The 16,789-nt window shown below is 39.5% G+C and carries 16 protein-coding genes, 1 pseudogene and 1 riboswitch; of the genes and pseudogenes, 13 read left to right on the plus strand and 4 right to left on the minus strand.

The genetic code is table 11. The features are described from left to right. Positions 1 to 15 precede the first annotated feature (15 nt). A complete protein-coding gene (locus AA980_RS18340) occupies positions 16 to 2,304 on the minus strand; it encodes a ribonucleoside-diphosphate reductase subunit alpha (RefSeq protein WP_024026996.1) in 2,289 nt (762 codons plus the stop codon). A gap of 131 nt (positions 2,305 to 2,435) precedes the next feature. Beyond that, a riboswitch (cobalamin riboswitch) is annotated at positions 2,436 to 2,636 on the minus strand. Between the two features lie 279 nt (positions 2,637 to 2,915). Here AA980_RS18340 and AA980_RS18345 point away from each other — a divergent pair. Next, positions 2,916 to 3,428 (plus strand): HupE/UreJ family protein, encoded by a 513-nt coding sequence (locus AA980_RS18345; protein ID WP_024026995.1) that lies wholly within the window; start codon positions 2,916 to 2,918, stop codon positions 3,426 to 3,428. An 81-nt stretch (positions 3,429 to 3,509) separates the two neighbouring features. On the opposite strand, the gene AA980_RS18350 is transcribed toward AA980_RS18345, so the two are convergent. Then, positions 3,510 to 4,154 carry a YcnI family copper-binding membrane protein gene (locus AA980_RS18350; RefSeq protein ID WP_024026994.1) on the minus strand — a complete coding sequence of 215 codons (645 nt, stop codon included), beginning with the start codon at positions 4,152 to 4,154 and terminating at the stop codon, positions 3,510 to 3,512. A 443-nt stretch (positions 4,155 to 4,597) separates the two neighbouring features. Here AA980_RS18350 and AA980_RS18355 point away from each other — a divergent pair, with 443 nt between their 5' ends. From AA980_RS18355 to AA980_RS18385, 9 genes and pseudogenes are all read left to right on the plus strand, one after another. After that, on the plus strand, positions 4,598 to 5,269 hold the full coding sequence (locus AA980_RS18355) for a response regulator transcription factor (RefSeq protein ID WP_024026993.1): 672 nt from the start codon (positions 4,598 to 4,600) through the stop codon (positions 5,267 to 5,269). 3 nt (positions 5,270 to 5,272) lie between these two features. Continuing rightward, positions 5,273 to 6,679, plus strand: a complete 1,407-nt coding sequence (locus AA980_RS18360; RefSeq protein WP_024026992.1) for a sensor histidine kinase — start codon at positions 5,273 to 5,275, stop codon at positions 6,677 to 6,679. 57 nt (positions 6,680 to 6,736) lie between these two features. After that, on the plus strand, positions 6,737 to 7,300 hold the full coding sequence (locus AA980_RS18365) for an SCO family protein (protein WP_024026991.1): 564 nt from the start codon (positions 6,737 to 6,739) through the stop codon (positions 7,298 to 7,300). 126 nt (positions 7,301 to 7,426) lie between these two features. Continuing rightward, positions 7,427 to 7,852: an OsmC family protein gene (locus AA980_RS18370; protein WP_024026990.1), complete on the plus strand. Its 426-nt coding sequence runs from the start codon at positions 7,427 to 7,429 to the stop codon at positions 7,850 to 7,852. Between the two features lie 202 nt (positions 7,853 to 8,054). Beyond that, positions 8,055 to 8,144: pseudogene (locus AA980_RS27895) on the plus strand (hypothetical protein); the annotation flags it as partial. Between the two features lie 445 nt (positions 8,145 to 8,589). After that, positions 8,590 to 9,234, plus strand: a complete 645-nt coding sequence (locus AA980_RS18375) for an alpha/beta hydrolase (RefSeq protein WP_024026989.1) — start codon at positions 8,590 to 8,592, stop codon at positions 9,232 to 9,234. Between the two features lie 25 nt (positions 9,235 to 9,259). After that, entirely contained in the window at positions 9,260 to 10,039 is a 780-nt protein-coding gene (locus tag AA980_RS18380) for a DODA-type extradiol aromatic ring-opening family dioxygenase (RefSeq protein WP_024026988.1), read from the plus strand. A gap of 34 nt (positions 10,040 to 10,073) precedes the next feature. Then, positions 10,074 to 10,199 carry a tautomerase family protein gene (locus tag AA980_RS28290; protein WP_407937469.1) on the plus strand — a complete coding sequence of 42 codons (126 nt, stop codon included), beginning with the start codon at positions 10,074 to 10,076 and terminating at the stop codon, positions 10,197 to 10,199. Positions 10,200 to 10,364: 165 nt separating this feature from the next. Further along, the gene (locus AA980_RS18385) at positions 10,365 to 10,616 is read left to right on the plus strand and encodes a hypothetical protein (RefSeq protein WP_024026987.1); all 252 of its coding nucleotides are present in this window, start codon (positions 10,365 to 10,367) and stop codon (positions 10,614 to 10,616) included. A 78-nt stretch (positions 10,617 to 10,694) separates the two neighbouring features. Here AA980_RS18385 and AA980_RS18390 read toward each other — a convergent pair whose 3' ends face one another. Both AA980_RS18390 and AA980_RS18395 read right to left on the minus strand, forming a co-directional pair. Continuing rightward, on the minus strand, positions 10,695 to 11,474 hold the full coding sequence (locus tag AA980_RS18390) for a DUF2268 domain-containing protein (RefSeq protein ID WP_024026986.1): 780 nt from the start codon (positions 11,472 to 11,474) through the stop codon (positions 10,695 to 10,697). A gap of 176 nt (positions 11,475 to 11,650) precedes the next feature. Continuing rightward, positions 11,651 to 12,508: a 5'-methylthioadenosine/S-adenosylhomocysteine nucleosidase gene (locus AA980_RS18395; RefSeq protein ID WP_024026985.1), complete on the minus strand. Its 858-nt coding sequence runs from the start codon at positions 12,506 to 12,508 to the stop codon at positions 11,651 to 11,653. 312 nt (positions 12,509 to 12,820) lie between these two features. On the opposite strand from AA980_RS18395, the gene AA980_RS18400 reads away from it, so the two are divergent. The 3 genes from AA980_RS18400 (at position 12,821) to AA980_RS18410 (ending at position 16,737) form a co-directional block, all read left to right on the plus strand. Then, entirely contained in the window at positions 12,821 to 13,933 is a 1,113-nt protein-coding gene (locus AA980_RS18400) for a sugar ABC transporter substrate-binding protein (RefSeq protein ID WP_024026984.1), read from the plus strand. A gap of 90 nt (positions 13,934 to 14,023) precedes the next feature. Then, on the plus strand, positions 14,024 to 15,544 hold the full coding sequence (locus AA980_RS18405; protein ID WP_024026983.1) for a sugar ABC transporter ATP-binding protein: 1,521 nt from the start codon (positions 14,024 to 14,026) through the stop codon (positions 15,542 to 15,544). 20 nt (positions 15,545 to 15,564) lie between these two features. Further along, entirely contained in the window at positions 15,565 to 16,737 is a 1,173-nt protein-coding gene (locus AA980_RS18410) for a sugar ABC transporter permease (protein WP_024026982.1), read from the plus strand. Positions 16,738 to 16,789: the final 52 nt, after the last annotated feature.

Below are 16,789 nucleotides of genomic sequence, written 5' to 3' on the forward strand. Positions count from 1 at the left end.
GAAAAAACCTCCTATTTAACTTTGGCACGCTTCACATTCTGCTATTTCTGCTTGTGAGGTACTTCTAACGTAGTACGTTGTTTTTAGCCCATGTTTCCAAGCTTCCAAATGCAGGTTCAGTAATTCTTTGGCTTTAATATCATGGCGAACATAAAGGTTGAAGCTGATCCCTTGGTCGATGTGGCGCCCGCGGGCCGCATTTTGTTTAATGCTCCATACTTGATCTAATTCATGTCTTGCCCGGCGGTAATACAGGTACGTTTTATGATTCAAGTCCGGGGCAGTGACTTTGAATTTAAAATTTTTCTTCTCCTCCGCATATTCAACCGAATAGATGGGGTCAATGCCATCTGTAGAGCCGCCGATTTTCGCGGTTGATGAGTTAGGAGCTACGGCCATTAACCAGCCGTTGCGGACTCCATGTTCCTTGATCTCCTCCAGTAACTCCAGCCATCTTTCCGAACGATAATTTTTCCGTTCAAAATAGGCCCCCGTTTGCCACTCAGATCCTTGAAACTCCCGATAGGCGCCTTTTTCGATTGCCAATTCTTTAGAGGAGCGGATTGTATAGTAAGCAATGTCCTCATACAGTTGGTCAGCCAATTCCACCGCGGCCTCGGACTCCCAGTGAATGCCTTCAAGGGCAAGCAGATGATGCCATCCGAACGTTCCGAGACCAATGGCCCTGAACTTTTGATTTGTTATCTGAGCCTGTCCAACCGAAATTGTATTTAAATCAATCACATTATCCAGCATTCTTACTTGAATGCGAATCAATCGCTCTAGCACCTTAGCCGGGACCGCTTTTGCGAGATTAATAGAAGACAAGTTACAAACCACGAAATCACCGGGCTTCCGAACGATTACAATGTTCCCGTCATCATCCTGATATTCGTTTACGATCGTTGTCGCAGACATATTTTGCGCGATTTCGGTGCATAGGTTGCTGCAATAAATCGAGGTGCGGCCGGCCCCAGCCAAATGCTTATTGGGATTTTGTCTGTTTACTTCGTCACGGTAGAACATATAGGGGGTACCCGTTTCCAACTGGGATACCATGATCCGGGCCATAATATCCATCGCACGGTACGTTTTCCTTGGCAGCAACGGATGATTCACGGCTTCTTCATATTTTTTTGAAAAATAATGCTGATCGGTTTCATCATAAAAATCCTCAAGTCCGAGCAGGTTCCCGTTATCATCCTTCCAGCCGATATATTGCTTCACTTGATGGGGACAAAAGGTATGCCACTCACCGATACTCCTGCCATTCTCATCTGTTTCCTGCAGTTTTTTCATAAAAAGATCGGGTATGGTCACACCGGTAAAAATATCATGAGCTTTACGGCGTTCATCACCATTATTCGTTTTCAAATCAAGAAAGCCGTTCATAATATCTTTATGGAAGACATCCAAGTACACAGCAATCGCGCCTTGGCGCTGACCTAGCTGGTCGACACTTACCGCAGTATCATTGACCAGCTTTATCCACGGAACCACCCCTGAAGAGTTGCCTTTGAATTTTTTAATATCGGAGCCAAGTGCCCGGACTTTTCCAAAATAGAGGCCAATGCCGCCCCCATCTTTACTCAGCCTCGCGGTATCCCAATTATTTAAATAAATACCGTCAAGGGAATCGTCAACGGTATCAATGAAACAAGAGGATAGCTGGCCGAAACTTTTGCCGGCGTTCGCAAGTGTTGGCGTCGCAACAGTCATATAGAGATGACTTAGGGCCCAATATGCTTCTTTTACAAGCTTGAGGCGGTGAGCCGAGTGTTCATTCTGCATGATCGTCATTGCAATGATCATAAATCGCTCTTGCGGCAATTCATAAACATTTCGCTCATGATCTTGAGCAAGATAGCGATCCGCTAGTAAAAATAACCCGATGTAAGTAAATAGAGTATCCCGTTCGGGGTCAATCACACTAGCTAATTCATCGATTTCGTCTTTCGTATAGCTGCTTAGTAGTTTACTAGAGTAAATGCCGATTTCTGTTAATTGTTTAATGAGGTGGAAAAAATCTCCGTAGTTTAAGGTGTGGTCGTATCCGCGGTTCTTGGCCGCCTTTTGATACAATTCATTCAAAAATAACCGAGCCGACACAAAGGTCCAATCCGGCTGATCCATGGCAATCTGATTGATGGCATAGAGGAGTGCCTGCTGGTTGACTTCATCCTTCGGTACGTCCATTTCTCTGATTTGTTTTTCAAGCGTGGTTGTATCCAATTGGTATTTTTTTGAAGCTCGTTTGATACAATCTAATACTAATTGAATTTCATCATTTACTTTTGTTGTCATCGTCATATCCCCTTTAACAAAAAAATCCGCTCAAGGGATTTGAGCGGATGAAACGGATCACTAAACAAAAGGAAAAAATAGACATCCTGCCTTTTGCTGCCACCGTTCATCTCCTCAATCCCCGAAGAAGTGAAACAACTTAAGAAAGACAGGTCTCCTGACTTATGCGTCACTCTACTTTTGAGCCCTTCCCATATAAGCGCTTATTATCATAAACTTACTTATACAGTGGTCTGCTCATTTCGTCAGCATTTACAGTTGCGGGGGCAGTACCGGATTCTCACCGGATTCCCTATTAAGCCGTTAACGGCATCTGTTCCTAAGGCAAATACAATATATAGTTTTAATTCCAAAAAAATAAACAATATGTAGATGTTTAAGTTAAAGTCAATCATAGTATAAATAGTTTTATCTTTCAAGTATTTTATACGAGGCACCATCAAATACGGGATAACAAATACATCCATGAAAGCAAGAAATTTTTTTGTGTATCTTAAAAATTATTTACAAAGAGATTACAAAATTAAAAATATTTTGTGGTATTATAGACATTATTCGACATAATGTGACGAAAAAGGGGATGTATCATACTATCATTTTTCCAGTTAGGTATGAACCATATTTTATCCGGATATGATCACCTACTATTTTTATTCTCCCTGTTAATCGCTAGGCAAACGTTTAAACAATATGCTGCGGTCATTACTTCTTTTACGATTGCACACTGTTTGACATTGACATTAACCGTTCTTAACATCATCAACATCTCTCCAAGCATCGTGGAACCAGCTATTGCCTTAAGCATTTGCTATGTTGCGATAGAAAATATTGTCCGTAAAGAAGTGAGAAGCCGCTGGATCATCACTTTTGTATTTGGGTTAATTCATGGTATGGGTTTTGCTGACCTATTAAAAGGAATGGATTTACCAGCAAAAAACTTAGCCATTGATATATTCAGCTTTAATTTAGGAATCGAATTTATTCAGCTTGCCATTGTTTGCGTCATGTTACCACTGCTATACTTTGTTCGACGTTGGAAATATTCTACTCGAGCAGTAAACGTTTGTTCTGCCGTAGCATTCCTACTTGGTGGTATCTGGTTAACGGAACGACTATTTTTCTAGATATATTAAAATAAACAAAGCCTTGATTCTTCATAAGAAGATCAAGGCTTTGTTTATATCTAAGTCGATTGAGTTGATTCGTTATTTTTTACGGATTACGAGGATAACCGCTACTAAAGATAATAAAACAGAAATGACCGATAAAATTAATGGTAGTGAATCAGTTGTGTCAGATGTGGTTTTCGTTTCTTCTGTCTTCGTTTTTTCATCTTGCTGGGTAGCGCTGTGTGAATCATGGTGATCTGTCGACGTACCTGCAACGATGTCAGTGATGGAATGAGGTGTATCTGCACCTTCGTCACCAGTCCATTCCACTACGCTGCCGTCTTTATAGTATTGAAAAGCATCCCAAGCTGCTTTCGTAGCATGATCAGGGTTTTTGGCCACAAAGATAAATGATTGGAATTGGCCGGGCAGGATGCCTTCACCAGTTGCCTCAAATGTAAATGTTGTGACTTTTCCAGCCGCGTCCTTTTCCTCGCTATACTTCCAGCCTGGTACAGGTTGATAGGACATAATTTCTACCCCCGCTGGTGCTTTCATGGTGAGTTTTGTTGTTGGAATTTCTTTTTCAACTGGGACTTTTACGGTATACGTTTCCCAAGCGCCTGTCGTTGAAGTTTTAGGTGCTACGGTCACATGTGCACTAGCGATACTACCAAACAAAAACAGCCCTAAGCATGTTGGTAAAAAGACCTTTAACATTTTCTTTAATGGATTTCTCATTTCATATTCTCCTCTTAGTAAAATTAATAGTCTTCTAGATGATTGCCTGTATTATCTAGCTATCTTTTATCATAAAGCGCATTTGTGAAATAAAAATGAAGTTTTTTATTTTTTTTTGGTGTCTTAAAATGGGCTGTTGATTTCCGCTCCAGGCGGCTTCGCGCACCTTAGGGCGTGCCGGTGAGCCTCCTCGGCGCTAGCGCCTGCGGGGTCTCACCAGCCCCGTACTCCCGCAGGAGTCTTCGCCGCCTGCATCGAAGATCAACGAGGTTATAAAATCAACAGTGCTCTTTTATCTCAGTTTTACTCTAAACAAACTTCTCTTGTTATTTCGAAAATCCCTGACATTTCCATAGTTAATTCATTCAATAAAACTTCACAAGTTATTGGTAAGCTAGGTATGATACTTATATTACTAACTAAAAAGTGAGGAATTATCTTGGATGGATATTACGATTATGATCGTAGATGATGAAGAACAGATGAGAGTATTAGTGAAAACATTTTTACAAAATGAAGGATATTCCGTTGTACAGGCAGCTAACGGAATAGAAGCTCTTTCAAAAATCCATAAAAAAGCGCCGGATCTAATCCTTGTTGATATCATGATGCCATATATGGACGGTTTTACTTTTACGGAAGAAATGAAAAAAATTAAAGATATTCCCCTTATTTTCTTATCGGCTAAAGGAGAGGAATGGGATAAGGTGTATGGGTTACGAATTGGAGGCGATGACTATATCGTCAAACCGTTTCATCCTGATGAACTTCTAGCGAGAATAGAATCGGTATTAAGGAGAGCAAAGATTGCCTCGCTGCCAGCGACTCGATTCATGTTTGGCCCGCTTATTCTAGATATTGACTCCCATACAGCCATGCTTGATGGCCAATCCCTGTCTTTAACGCTAAAAGAGTATGAGCTTCTTCATTTACTGGCTAAAAATAAAGGAAAATTGTTTTCAAGAGAACAACTGTTACATTCGATTTGGGGCTATGGATACACGGGCAGTGAACGGACGGTAGATACACATATTAAGACATTGCGCTTAAAATTAAAAGGTTATAGCAGTCTTATTCAGACCATTTGGGGTAAAGGCTATAAATTTGAGGTGTAAAGAGTGAAGACATTGAAGTTTACTCTCAGTCAGAAAGTATTTGTCCTAATTATAGCGATTATTGCCTGCACGATTTTATTTTCCTTTCTCTTCCTTCATTTTCTTTACAAAGAGTTATACTTAAAAAGCATCCGTGATTCGGTGATTTATCAAGGAGAAAATACCGCCTCCCATTTTCATTATGGGTCATTAAATGATGAAATCATTGATAAAATCCATTGGTTTAACGTTGTTTCTGAATATGAAGTGATTGTCGTTAGTAATTTTGAACAGCTTGATGATCATTTTCCTTATAACATTGACGGTGAACACTTGATCAAACAAAGTGACCAGAAAAAATTAGCACAGGGAAACTATATTATAAAAGAAGGTCATGTAAAAGAAATGGACCGAAATATTGTCGGGGCAGTGTTTCCGATTCAGAGTGATAAAGGTCTGATTGGGCTGATATTTATCTATGTCCCGCTAGCGGCCATGCAAGAAGTCTTTCAAGGGAGTATTCCCATCCTCATTCTTGTAGGCAGTGTTTATTTCCTATTGTTGTTTATTGTCGTGAATCGAATTCGTTATTCCCTATTCAAGCCATTAACGGACATTCAACAACTGTCTAAAGAGGTAGCAAACGGAAATTACTCAAATCGGCTCGCCCCAGATCAAATGGATGAAGTCGGTCAACTTGCGGAAGCTTTCAATTTAATGAGTTCATCCTTGGAACAGCAAGAAGAACGGAAAAAAGAGTTCATTTCAAATGTTGTTCATGAATTAAGGACACCATTAACGTATATTGGCGGTTATACACAAGCACTAAAACAAAATTTATATTCTTCTAAAGAGGAAGCTGACAGTTATTTAACGACAATTGAAAAAGAAACGGAGCGATTAAACAAAATTGTTCATGACTTGATAGATTTGAATTATTTGCAAGAAAATTTGTATGAAGTAGAAGAGGAACCCATTGCGATTGCGCAGCTTCTCTACGACACGATCGACCTGTTTCAGATACGCTTGACACAAAAAAATATTCAAACCCAAATGAACATTCAAGAGGACATTATTATTAGTGGTGATACGAAGCGAATGGAGCAAGTATTTTATAATATTATTGATAACGCGGTAAAATATTCGCCGCCTGAAAGTGAAGTAAAGGTAGAGTTACGAAAAGAAGCTGGAATGATGGTATTTCGTGTTACCAATAAAGGGAATATCATTAATAAAGAAGATATCCCGCGAATCGGAGAACGTTTTTTTCGAACAGACAAGGCACGTACCCGATCTACCGGAGGGTCTGGATTAGGTATCTCGATCGTGAAGCAAATTGTTGCCTTGCATCATGGGACTTTTTCGATAACAAGCGATCCTTTGGTGGGGACGGTCGTTATGATCCAGATTCCCGCTTTCTATGAAGAATAGCTCGGCAATTCGAGGGTGTGTCGAAACGGATACACCTCCCAAGGAGAAACAAGCATTATGAGAAAAATATGTTTACTTATCCTCCTGCTATCGTTCATCTTGTTAACAGCATGCGGAATGAACAAAGATATACCCTATCAAATCAAACCATTTACATTTACAGATCAAAACGAGCAGCCATTTGGCTCGCAAAACCTAGAGGGGAAAATCTGGATCGCTGACTTCGTATTTACGAATTGCGAAACTGTCTGTCCCCCGATGACAGCAAATATGGCGGCCCTTCGTGATGCCATCAAAAAAGAAAAACTTCCCGTTGAATTTGTCTCGTTCAGTGTTGATCCAACTGTGGATATGCCTGATAAAATAAAAGGGTATATGGAAAAATTTACGGAAGATGAAGCAAACTGGCATATGCTGACTGGGTATGGGCAAAAGGAAATCGAAACATTTGCACTTGAAGAATTTCATACACTGATCCAAAAACCGAACTCTTCCAATCAGGTGATTCATTCAACTCGTTATTATCTAATCGATCAAAATGGGAAGATTGTGAACCAGTATGGCTTTCAAAAATCTCATTTTCCAGAAATAATCACTGATTTAAAGAAAATTACAAAATAGGCTCATCGTTTTAGACATTTTCCTGATTACTGTCCTTAAGTGATACTCAGTTTTAGGTGCCATCCAGGTAATTGGAAATAGGGAATGCTTTAATTGGTTAGAATAAAACGGGAAAGGGGTATGAATATGGATTTTACAATTAACTGGAAAGAGAAAATGGCATTTTCGGGGGTAACTCCCTCCGGGCATGAATTTAACATGGATGCGGACCCGCAAGTGGGGGGAGAGAACACGGGCGCGCGACCAACAGAAATACTGTTGCAGGCAGTTGCAGGCTGTACAGGAATGGATATTATCTCAATCTTGCATAAAATGCGCCTAGAGCCTTCCGCCTTCCAAATGGATGTGAAGGGAGAACGAGCCGAAGACCATCCCAAAAGATTCACAACGATAAACATTCATTATGCGTTTGATGGAGACCTGCAGGAAGACAAGGTTATCCGAGCGATTCAATTATCAAAAGACAAATATTGTTCCGTCTCCCATTCCTTAAATTCGGAAATAACCGTAAGCTACTCCATCAATGGTGTGAAAGGTACAAAAGACATATAATTTTTCAAGAAATCAAGCAGGGACAGAGGGACAGTTTACAGGCTCCGTGTCCCATTTTCACCATATTAAAACGAAGGAAGCCCCTACTTTTAAGTATGGGGTGGAATTCGGTTTTTTTTTATTTTTTTGGAGTTTAATATCTTTTTTAAGAATATTTTGATTCATTATAATAAGAATGAGTGTTCGATGTGTTAAGAGATGAGACTTTAAGCTAAAAGGAGGAGTTTTAGAGGGCAACGAAGAAATTAATACAATTAAGGCGTTATTAGAAAGATTCCCAGAGGCACGGATTATATAAAAATATGTGATTAGGCTCCCGTAATGATCCGCCAGCGTTTTTCATCGTTCACCCGGAAATTATAAAAAATTAGCATGTGGATAAATTCATTGAGGCATGGAGCCGAATAATCTGAAACGCATTCTTATAAAGGTTATAAGCGACCGAAGCCAAGAACAAACTGGACGTTCGGTAGCCGATGACTGAGATCCAACAAATAAACAATGTTTTCAGGTGAAAAATATTGGCTAGAAACGTATCCTGATTATTATTAAGCAATATTTGGCTTGAGTACTAAGCGATTGAAAGTTCGCTAAACAAAAAGGAACAGGAAGCCTTCCACCAAATGTACCTCCACCTAGACTACATGCGCCAAAAAGTCCTAAAATAGGGAAGCGGGGAGTTTCCCCATGGAATTTGTGAATTAAAATACATTTGTTGGATACAAGGAGGAAACTGAATGGAAACCCCAATGATTTATGAACTGCGTCGCCCAAAGAATGTTATTCCTGGGAAGAAGTATCCTGCATTGTTTGTCATGCATGGGATTGGCAGTAATGAACAAAACATGCTTTCATTAGTTGATGAGTTAGAGGAGTTCTTTTATATATTTAGTATAAGGGGGCATCTATCCCAAGGGCCTGGGTACGCTTACTTTACTATCCAGGGCTACGGTAATCCACATCGGGAAATATTCGATGAAGGGATCGATAAATTAACACACTTTATTGATTATGCATCTGAACAATATCCGCTGGATTCAAACCAAATATTCCTGCTAGGTTTCAGTCAGGGAGCAATTGTTTCTATGACTTTAGCGTTAACACTGGGTAACAAAATAAAAGGTGTTGTCGCATTAAGTGGATATATTCCTCTATTTGTAAAAGAAGAATACACTATTAATCCTGGTAAAAATCTATCTGTTTTTATTTCACATGGGGAATTCGATCAGGTTCTGCCATTTGAATGGGGTAAAGAAAATGTCGAATATTTCAGTAAGTTAGGTATTCCTGTAGCGTTTAATACGTATTCTGAAGGGCACACGGTAAGTGAAAAAAATCTACAAGATTTTCAAACATGGCTATTAAATGATGTACAAAAATAAAGAAAAACAAAGGGAGGAAATTTAGATGATGCCATCATTATTTGTAGCTCATGGTGCACCATTGCTTGCAATCGAAAATAATGAGTATACAAAATTTTTAACTCAATTGGGGCGGAATATGCCTCGGCCTAAGGCGATTATTTTATTTTCAGCTCATTGGGAATCTAACGTTCAAAAGGTTGGCGATGTTGACCAATATAGCACGATTTATGATTTCGGCGGCTTTGATGAAGCACTTTACAAAATTCTATACCCTGCTCGTGGAGATAAACAAATTGTCAAAGAAATAGAGGAATTATTTACTGAGAGTGGAGTATCTTTTGAATTGGATACACAACGTGGTTTGGATCATGGTGCTTGGATTGTTCTCCGCTTACTTTATCCAAATGCAGATATTCCAGTCATCTCCATGTCCGTCAATTCTAGACTTACCCCAGAAGAGCAATATAAAATCGGAAAGACTTTGTCAGCATTGCGAGCTCAGGACATTTTAGTAATTGCCAGTGGAGGTACAGTGCATAACCTCAGAGCGGTAAAGTGGAATGACAATGGACAGGTTGATCAATGGGCACAAGAATTTGAAGATTGGTTAGCACATCATTTGGAGAAATGGGATTTAACAACACTTTTTAAATACGATTCTTTGGCTCCGAATGCAGAAATTGCTGTACCTCCATATGGGTCAGAACACTTTATCCCTATTTTTTATGCGATGGGAGCAGCAGACGATAGCCAAAAAGCAACATTACTTCACCGCAGTTTTCGATATGGCAACCTTAGTCACAGCGTATGGCAATTTGGATAATGTTCCGGAAATGATAAAAATAGAGTCATAAAACATGAATATCATTCAAGTCCATCTAATTGAAGGCAGATCTGCAGAATTAAAGCGGCAATTGATTTCAGAAGTTACATCTCTTGTGAGCAGAACATTAGGAAATGCCCCAGAAACTATAGAGTGTTAATAAATGAGGTTCCTGAAGAAAATTGGGGAGTAGCCGGCGTGCCAATTAGGCTTTATAGAAGACAGATTTAATATTTCCACTAATCCCCTATTATACTTGTCCATAACGATTATAAATTATATACGTATAATGTCGTATGGTTCATAAGTAATAGGGGGTGAAAAAATGTCGGTTGGACATTATTATGGAATGTGTCATAGACACATGGGTAGAGCTGTTGAAATCAGAACCCATGACGGAAGAATTCATAGGGGAATCATACATCGTGTCTCCAGAGACAGAGTTTTTCTTCAACCACTTGGGCGTCCTAGAAACCTAGGAGGTTTTGGTTATGGAGGCTGGGGCTGGGGCTTTGGCGCTGGAATCGCGTTAGGTTTTATTGCTTCAATAGCAGTACTTTCTTTCTTCTTTTGGTAGCGATAATTTGATCATTTCTTGATTCAATAATAAACAGACGAGAATTTTTTTCGTCTGTTTATTTTCCGTTTTATAGTACTATCTTATTATTTGAGCAATATTATCTGTGTTGATATTAAGGAGATCCTTACTTGTTTTGTTAGTTGCTTCAATATAATTCTTAACCAAATAATATCCAACACTGTATCCTGCCATTTTCGGATAGAAACGTAATCCATACAATATGTTTTGATGTTTAATATCACTTTTTAGAATATTTCTATTTGGGAACACTATGTTATTCCACATTTTCTTTAGTTCTTCATTGGAATAATAGGATGTCCACGCAGCTAAAAATTCTTCACCCATTCTTTCACGTACTGCATTTTCAGCTAATCCTTCCAAAATGATTGTATCCAACAATACGTAATCATCTTCGTCTTTTTGATACTTGAATAACCGACAAACATGGTTATACTCATGTGTAAACAATGCCCTTATTTCCTTTTCAAAGTTATCCTCTGAAATAAATAAAAGTAGTTTATCTTTGAAGGCCAAACCTGATTTTCCGTTAAAGTCCTGTTTTAATTTTCTGTTGAGTATATCGGATGGAAAAATATAAATAGGGATATTTGGTCCTTCCCACACTTTTTGAAGTCGTAGGTTTTCCTCTTGTACAATCTCCCATACTTTATTTTTTTGTAACTTTTTCACTACCATGTTTCCGTTCCTGAGAGGATAATACATTCCATATTGAGTTAAGTAATCGTAGATTTCGGAAGCTGAAGCATCCTCAAAGTGTACGATTAACTTTTCGCATATTTCAATTGGTTTATGATATAAATCGTGTAACCACTCATCTGTTCTAATCACTCCCATATCTGCACTCCTAACTACATATTTCATTAAAAATACATTATGCACTTAGCATATAAACGTTCCGAAACTGATTAAAAACTATCCAAAATAAAGAGAAGCATCTGCAATACATGCATCTGCTTCTTCAGAGGTAAATATATTTGATCTGGTTCGGTGGTAGTAAGATCAATATTTCATTAATTCGCCAAGCTGGAAAAGGGGCCATTCCCCATGGTCTTGACAATCTCAACGGCAAATTCGGCGCAATATTGCCCGGCGGTTTCTAAATCTTCTATTTTATCACCTGAAACTTCAGAGTTTGAGACTGTTCTGACTGATAGGAAAGGAATGTTGAAGCCTATTGCTACTTGTGCCACTGAAGCGGCTTCCATTTCTTCCACACTTGTACCTGCTTTCTTGTGGAACCAGTGAATTCGGTCTACTTCCCTGTTCAAAAAGTCGGAACTGCCGACTTTCCCGATGACTACTTTTCCATACTTATACTTAGGGGCGGCACGTAACGCTGCTTTCACAAGACTGGGGTTGCTCTTAAAGGAGGCATACTCTTTTATTTCCCCATTTTCTCTCATTTCTGTTTTGACGAATTTCCATGTTTTTGGACGAATTCCCTGGCCCTCTCCTAAACGCTCCGAGCTAAGCCTGCCGATATTCATCACCTCCATACCAATCACGGAATCAAATACACGGAGATTCGGATCATGTCCTCCTGCCGTTCCTTGATTAATAATTGCCCTTGGATCATAGTGTTCGATCAGTAACGCGGTTGAAGCTGCTGCATGAACCATGCCGATTCCGGTTCTTGAAATGACGACGGGAATCCCTTTTATTCTTCCAATATAATAGCTATAATTACCATGGGTTTCTTGTTTATATTGACCCATTTCTTTAAGAAGAACAGAAATCTCGATGTCCATCGCTCCTTGAACAGCAATAGGCTGCCCGTCTTTTTGGCGGCTGCTTGCTGCTTCCTTCATGGAAGGAAATCCAGCTAGAAAAAATGCCATCATCATTAGTAACGCCGTAAAAAACCTCATCCAAAGACCCTCCACCTAAAGTAGTCTCATCCAACTTGATGCAGCAGTAATATACTGCGATTCAATCTAGGTTATATTATTTTTCAACTATCAGAAATCTATCCAACAGCATGGGAGCATTCCTCATAAAGTCGTAGACAACTTTATGAATTGGAATAAGCAAATTAGTTAGAGATTAGGGACTGCCACATTGTCCCAGAATAAAAAATTGCAGATGATGATAAAAGAATACCCTTTGTTACCGCTTACATTACATTTCCACCCAGATATAATTGAACTGTAGTCATAAAATAAAGTTCGGAGGAAACCAGAATGAAAAAATTAGTAAAAATGCTTTCTTTGATGATGGCAGTCATGCTCTTCACTGGCATGCTAGCAGCTTGCAGCGGCAAAACCGGTGGTAAAGCAGGTAAAGTTGATGTAGGAATCGTATTGCCGACAAAGGATGAGCCAAGATGGGTGCAGGACGAACAACGATTTAAAGATGCTTTAAAAGGCTCAGATTATACGACAGAAATTTTATTCAGCCAAGGTTCTTCCGCTAAGGAAAAAGAGAACGTTGAAACACTCATTAACAAAGGCATTAAGGTTCTCATTATCTGCCCGCAAGATGGAGATGCAGCTGCAGCTGCAGTTGAAGCAGCGAAAAAAGAGAAAATCACAGTTATTTCATATGACCGTTTAATCACACATACAGATGCTGTTGATTACTACGTTACATTCGACAGCGTCGCAGTAGGCGCAGCACAAGGGCAATACTTGATTGACCATGTAAAAGGTAAAGATATGCCATTATATCTTTATGCCGGCGCGGCTTCTGACAATAACGCGTTCTTGTTCTTCCAAGGAGCTTGGAGCGTTCTTCAGCCAAAAATCGCTGATGGAACATTTAAAGTGGCTAACTCCAGTGCAGCTGAAGGTCTAAAAGAGAAGCAAGAGCTTTCACGTGAAGAATTAAGTAAAATTTTAGGTCAGGTTACCACAAACTGGGATGCGAACGATGCAAAAAACAAAGCGCAAACCCATTTAACAGCTGCAAGTGCGGCATTAAAAGGTGATGTAGCTGTATTAGCTCCAAACGATGGAACAGCACGTTCAATCGCTGATGTATTCGCATCTGACGGGGATATTAAGAGCTATGTGGTAACAGGTCAAGACGCTGAAAAAGCATCGATTCAATACGTAATTGACAGCAAACAATCCATGACCGTTTTCAAGGATGTTCGTACGCTTGTTAAGGATGCAATGGGGATGGCTGTTACGATTCTAGATGGAAAAAAACCTGAAACAACTGGAACATACGATAATGGCAAGATTAAGGTTAATGCAAAACAAACGAATGTTATTGTTGTGGATAAAGAAAATGTGAAGAAAGAACTAATTGATTCAGACTACTACAAAGCAAGCGACTTTAAAGGATTGTAAAAAGCTAAAGCAAAGGTGGTTGCAAAATAGTGATAGTTTCTCTATCACTATTTTGCAATTATAACCGTTGTTTTGTAAGGGGGGAGCAGGATGAGTAAGTACATTTTGGAAATGAATCAAATTTCTAAGCATTTTAGCGGAGTGAAGGCACTTAGCGATGTTAATTTTAAAGTGGAAAAAGGTGAGATTCACTGCTTAATAGGCGAGAACGGAGCGGGGAAGTCGACACTGATGAAAGTACTTAGCGGTGTGCATCCTTATGGGACCTATGAGGGTGATATCGTTTTTGAAGGTGCTGTGCAGCAGTTTAACAAAATTAGTGATAGCGTTAAGGCTGGCATCGGAATTATTTATCAGGAGCTGGCGTTGTTTCCTGACCTCTCAGTCTACGAAAATATCTTTGCAGGTAACGAAGTGAAGCGCGGGGGAATTATTGACTGGAACCAGACTATCGTTCAAGCGAAGAAAATGCTGGAAAAAGTAAAGCTGGATGTAAATCCTGATACATTAATTAAAGATTTGGGTGTTGGAAAACAGCAGCTTGTCGAAATCGCCAAAGCGTTAAGTAAAGACGTAAAGCTCCTAATTTTGGATGAACCAACCGCCGCTCTCAATGAGGATGACAGCGAAAATCTTCTTGAGTTATTAGGTGAACTGAAAAGACAGGGAATCACCTGCATCATGATTTCACACAAATTGAAAGAGGTAATCTCCATTGCTGATAAGGCGACTGTGCTCAGGGATGGACAAACAATCTGTACGTTGGATGCCGCAAAAGGAGAAATTCAGGAGAGCATTATCATTAAAAATATGGTTGGGCGCGAAATCGATGACATTTATCCAAAAAGAGAAAAGAAAAAAGCAGGCGAGAAAATTCTCGAATTATCTAACTGGTCCTGCTATGATCCCCAATTAGGCAGACAAGTCATTAAAGATGTAAATCTTCATGTTAAAAAAGGCGAAATCGTCGGACTTGCAGGTTTGATGGGCTCAGGAAGAACAGAACTTGCACTTAGTATTTTCGGCAATGCCAAGTCCTATAAGCTGCACGGAGATTTAGTATTGAATGGAACATCAACAACGCTTAAACACACTAGTGATGCAATCAAAGCAGGAATCGCTTATGTAACGGAAGATCGAAAAGGCGATGGGCTGTTTTTAATACAAGATATTAAAAGTAATATTTCGGCTGCCAATCTAAAGGGCATCTCGAGAAAGGGAGTCATAAACGACAATGAAGAAATCAAAATAGCAGAAAACTATAAAAACTCCCTTACCATTAAGGCCTCGTCATTGGAGCAGATGACAGGGAATTTAAGTGGTGGCAATCAGCAGAAAGTGTCATTAGGTAAATGGTTATTTGTTGGTCCAAAGCTTCTAATATTGGATGAACCAACCCGCGGAATCGACGTAGGTGCAAAATTTGAAATTTACACAGTGATGAATAAATTAATTGAAGCAGGTATGAGCATTGTCATGATTTCTTCTGAGCTTGGTGAAGTACTCGGAATGAGTGATCGCGTGTATGTCATGGCTCAAGGTGAAATTAAAGGTGAAATGAAGGTTGAAGAGGCCAACCAAGAAAAAATAATGCAGCTTGCTACGCAATAACGAAATAGGAGGTTAAACGAATGAACTTATTCAAGGAACTAAAAACCCTACTCAGTGAAAATATTCGTGAATACGGAATGTATATTGCCTTATTTGTTATTTTCCTTACATTCTCCTTTATGACGGACGGACTATTTATGTCTTCTCGTAATTTAAGTAATCTACTCGATTCAACCGGTTACATTGCTGTACTGGCAGTCGGAATGACACTTGTTATTGTCATTCGGCATATTGATTTATCCATCGGATTTTTAGCGGGATTCCTCGGCGCCATTACCGCTATTCTCCTTATGCATGCAGGAGTCCCTATGTATATTACGATTCCTATCATTCTTATTTTGGGAATTATTATTGGACTGTGCACCGGCTTCCTAGTTGCCCAAGTTGGCATACCTGCCTTTGTCGCAACCTTGGCAGGGATGCTGATCTTCCGAGGCGCCCTATTACAAGTCACCGAAAAAACAGGTACGATTATTATCCAGGATAAAGCTTTTAATATGATCGGAAACGGATATATACCTTCACTTCTCGAAGTGAACGGTCTTCATTTGCTTTCGCTGATTGTTGGATTTTTAGGTATTTTACTATATATCTACAGTGATATACAAACACGTAAAAACAAGATTAAGTATGGCTTCGAAGTTATTTCTAAAGAGATTTTTGCTCTGAAGGTTGTATTTGTTTCAGCAATTATTGCTTATATTACGTGGATTCTCGCAGGATATAACGGATTTTCCTGGACGGTCATCATCATGGTATTGATTGTTGTGATCTATCACTTCCTTACAACAAAGACGGTGCTTGGGAGACATATCTATGCTGTGGGAAGTAACCCGGAAGCAGCGCATCTTAGCGGTATGAATGTGAAGAAAATCACCTATATTGTCTTCGGTTCAATGGGAATGCTTGCAGCGCTTTCAGGTATTCTATTTACTTCACGTTTGCAATCGGCGACGACAACTGCAGGGACATTATTTGAACTTGATGCCATTGCCGCGGCATACGTCGGTGGTGTATCTTCTGCCGGTGGAGTTGGTAAAGTAACTGGGGCTGTGATTGGTGCGATTGTTATGGCTGCCCTCACGAACGGAATGAACTTACTCGGAGTCGGAATCTCCTATCAGTACATGATTCGCGGCGGAGTATTAGCAGGAGCTGTTATTTTTGATGTAATGACACGGAAAAAGAGATAGTTTAATAGTATAAACCGAGGGACCCAAAAAGTTCCTCTTTTTTAATTTATAC

The sequence above is a fragment of the Neobacillus vireti genome (genome assembly GCF_001026695.1).
Classification (GTDB): Bacteria; Bacillota; Bacilli; order Bacillales; family Cytobacillaceae; genus Neobacillus; species Neobacillus vireti.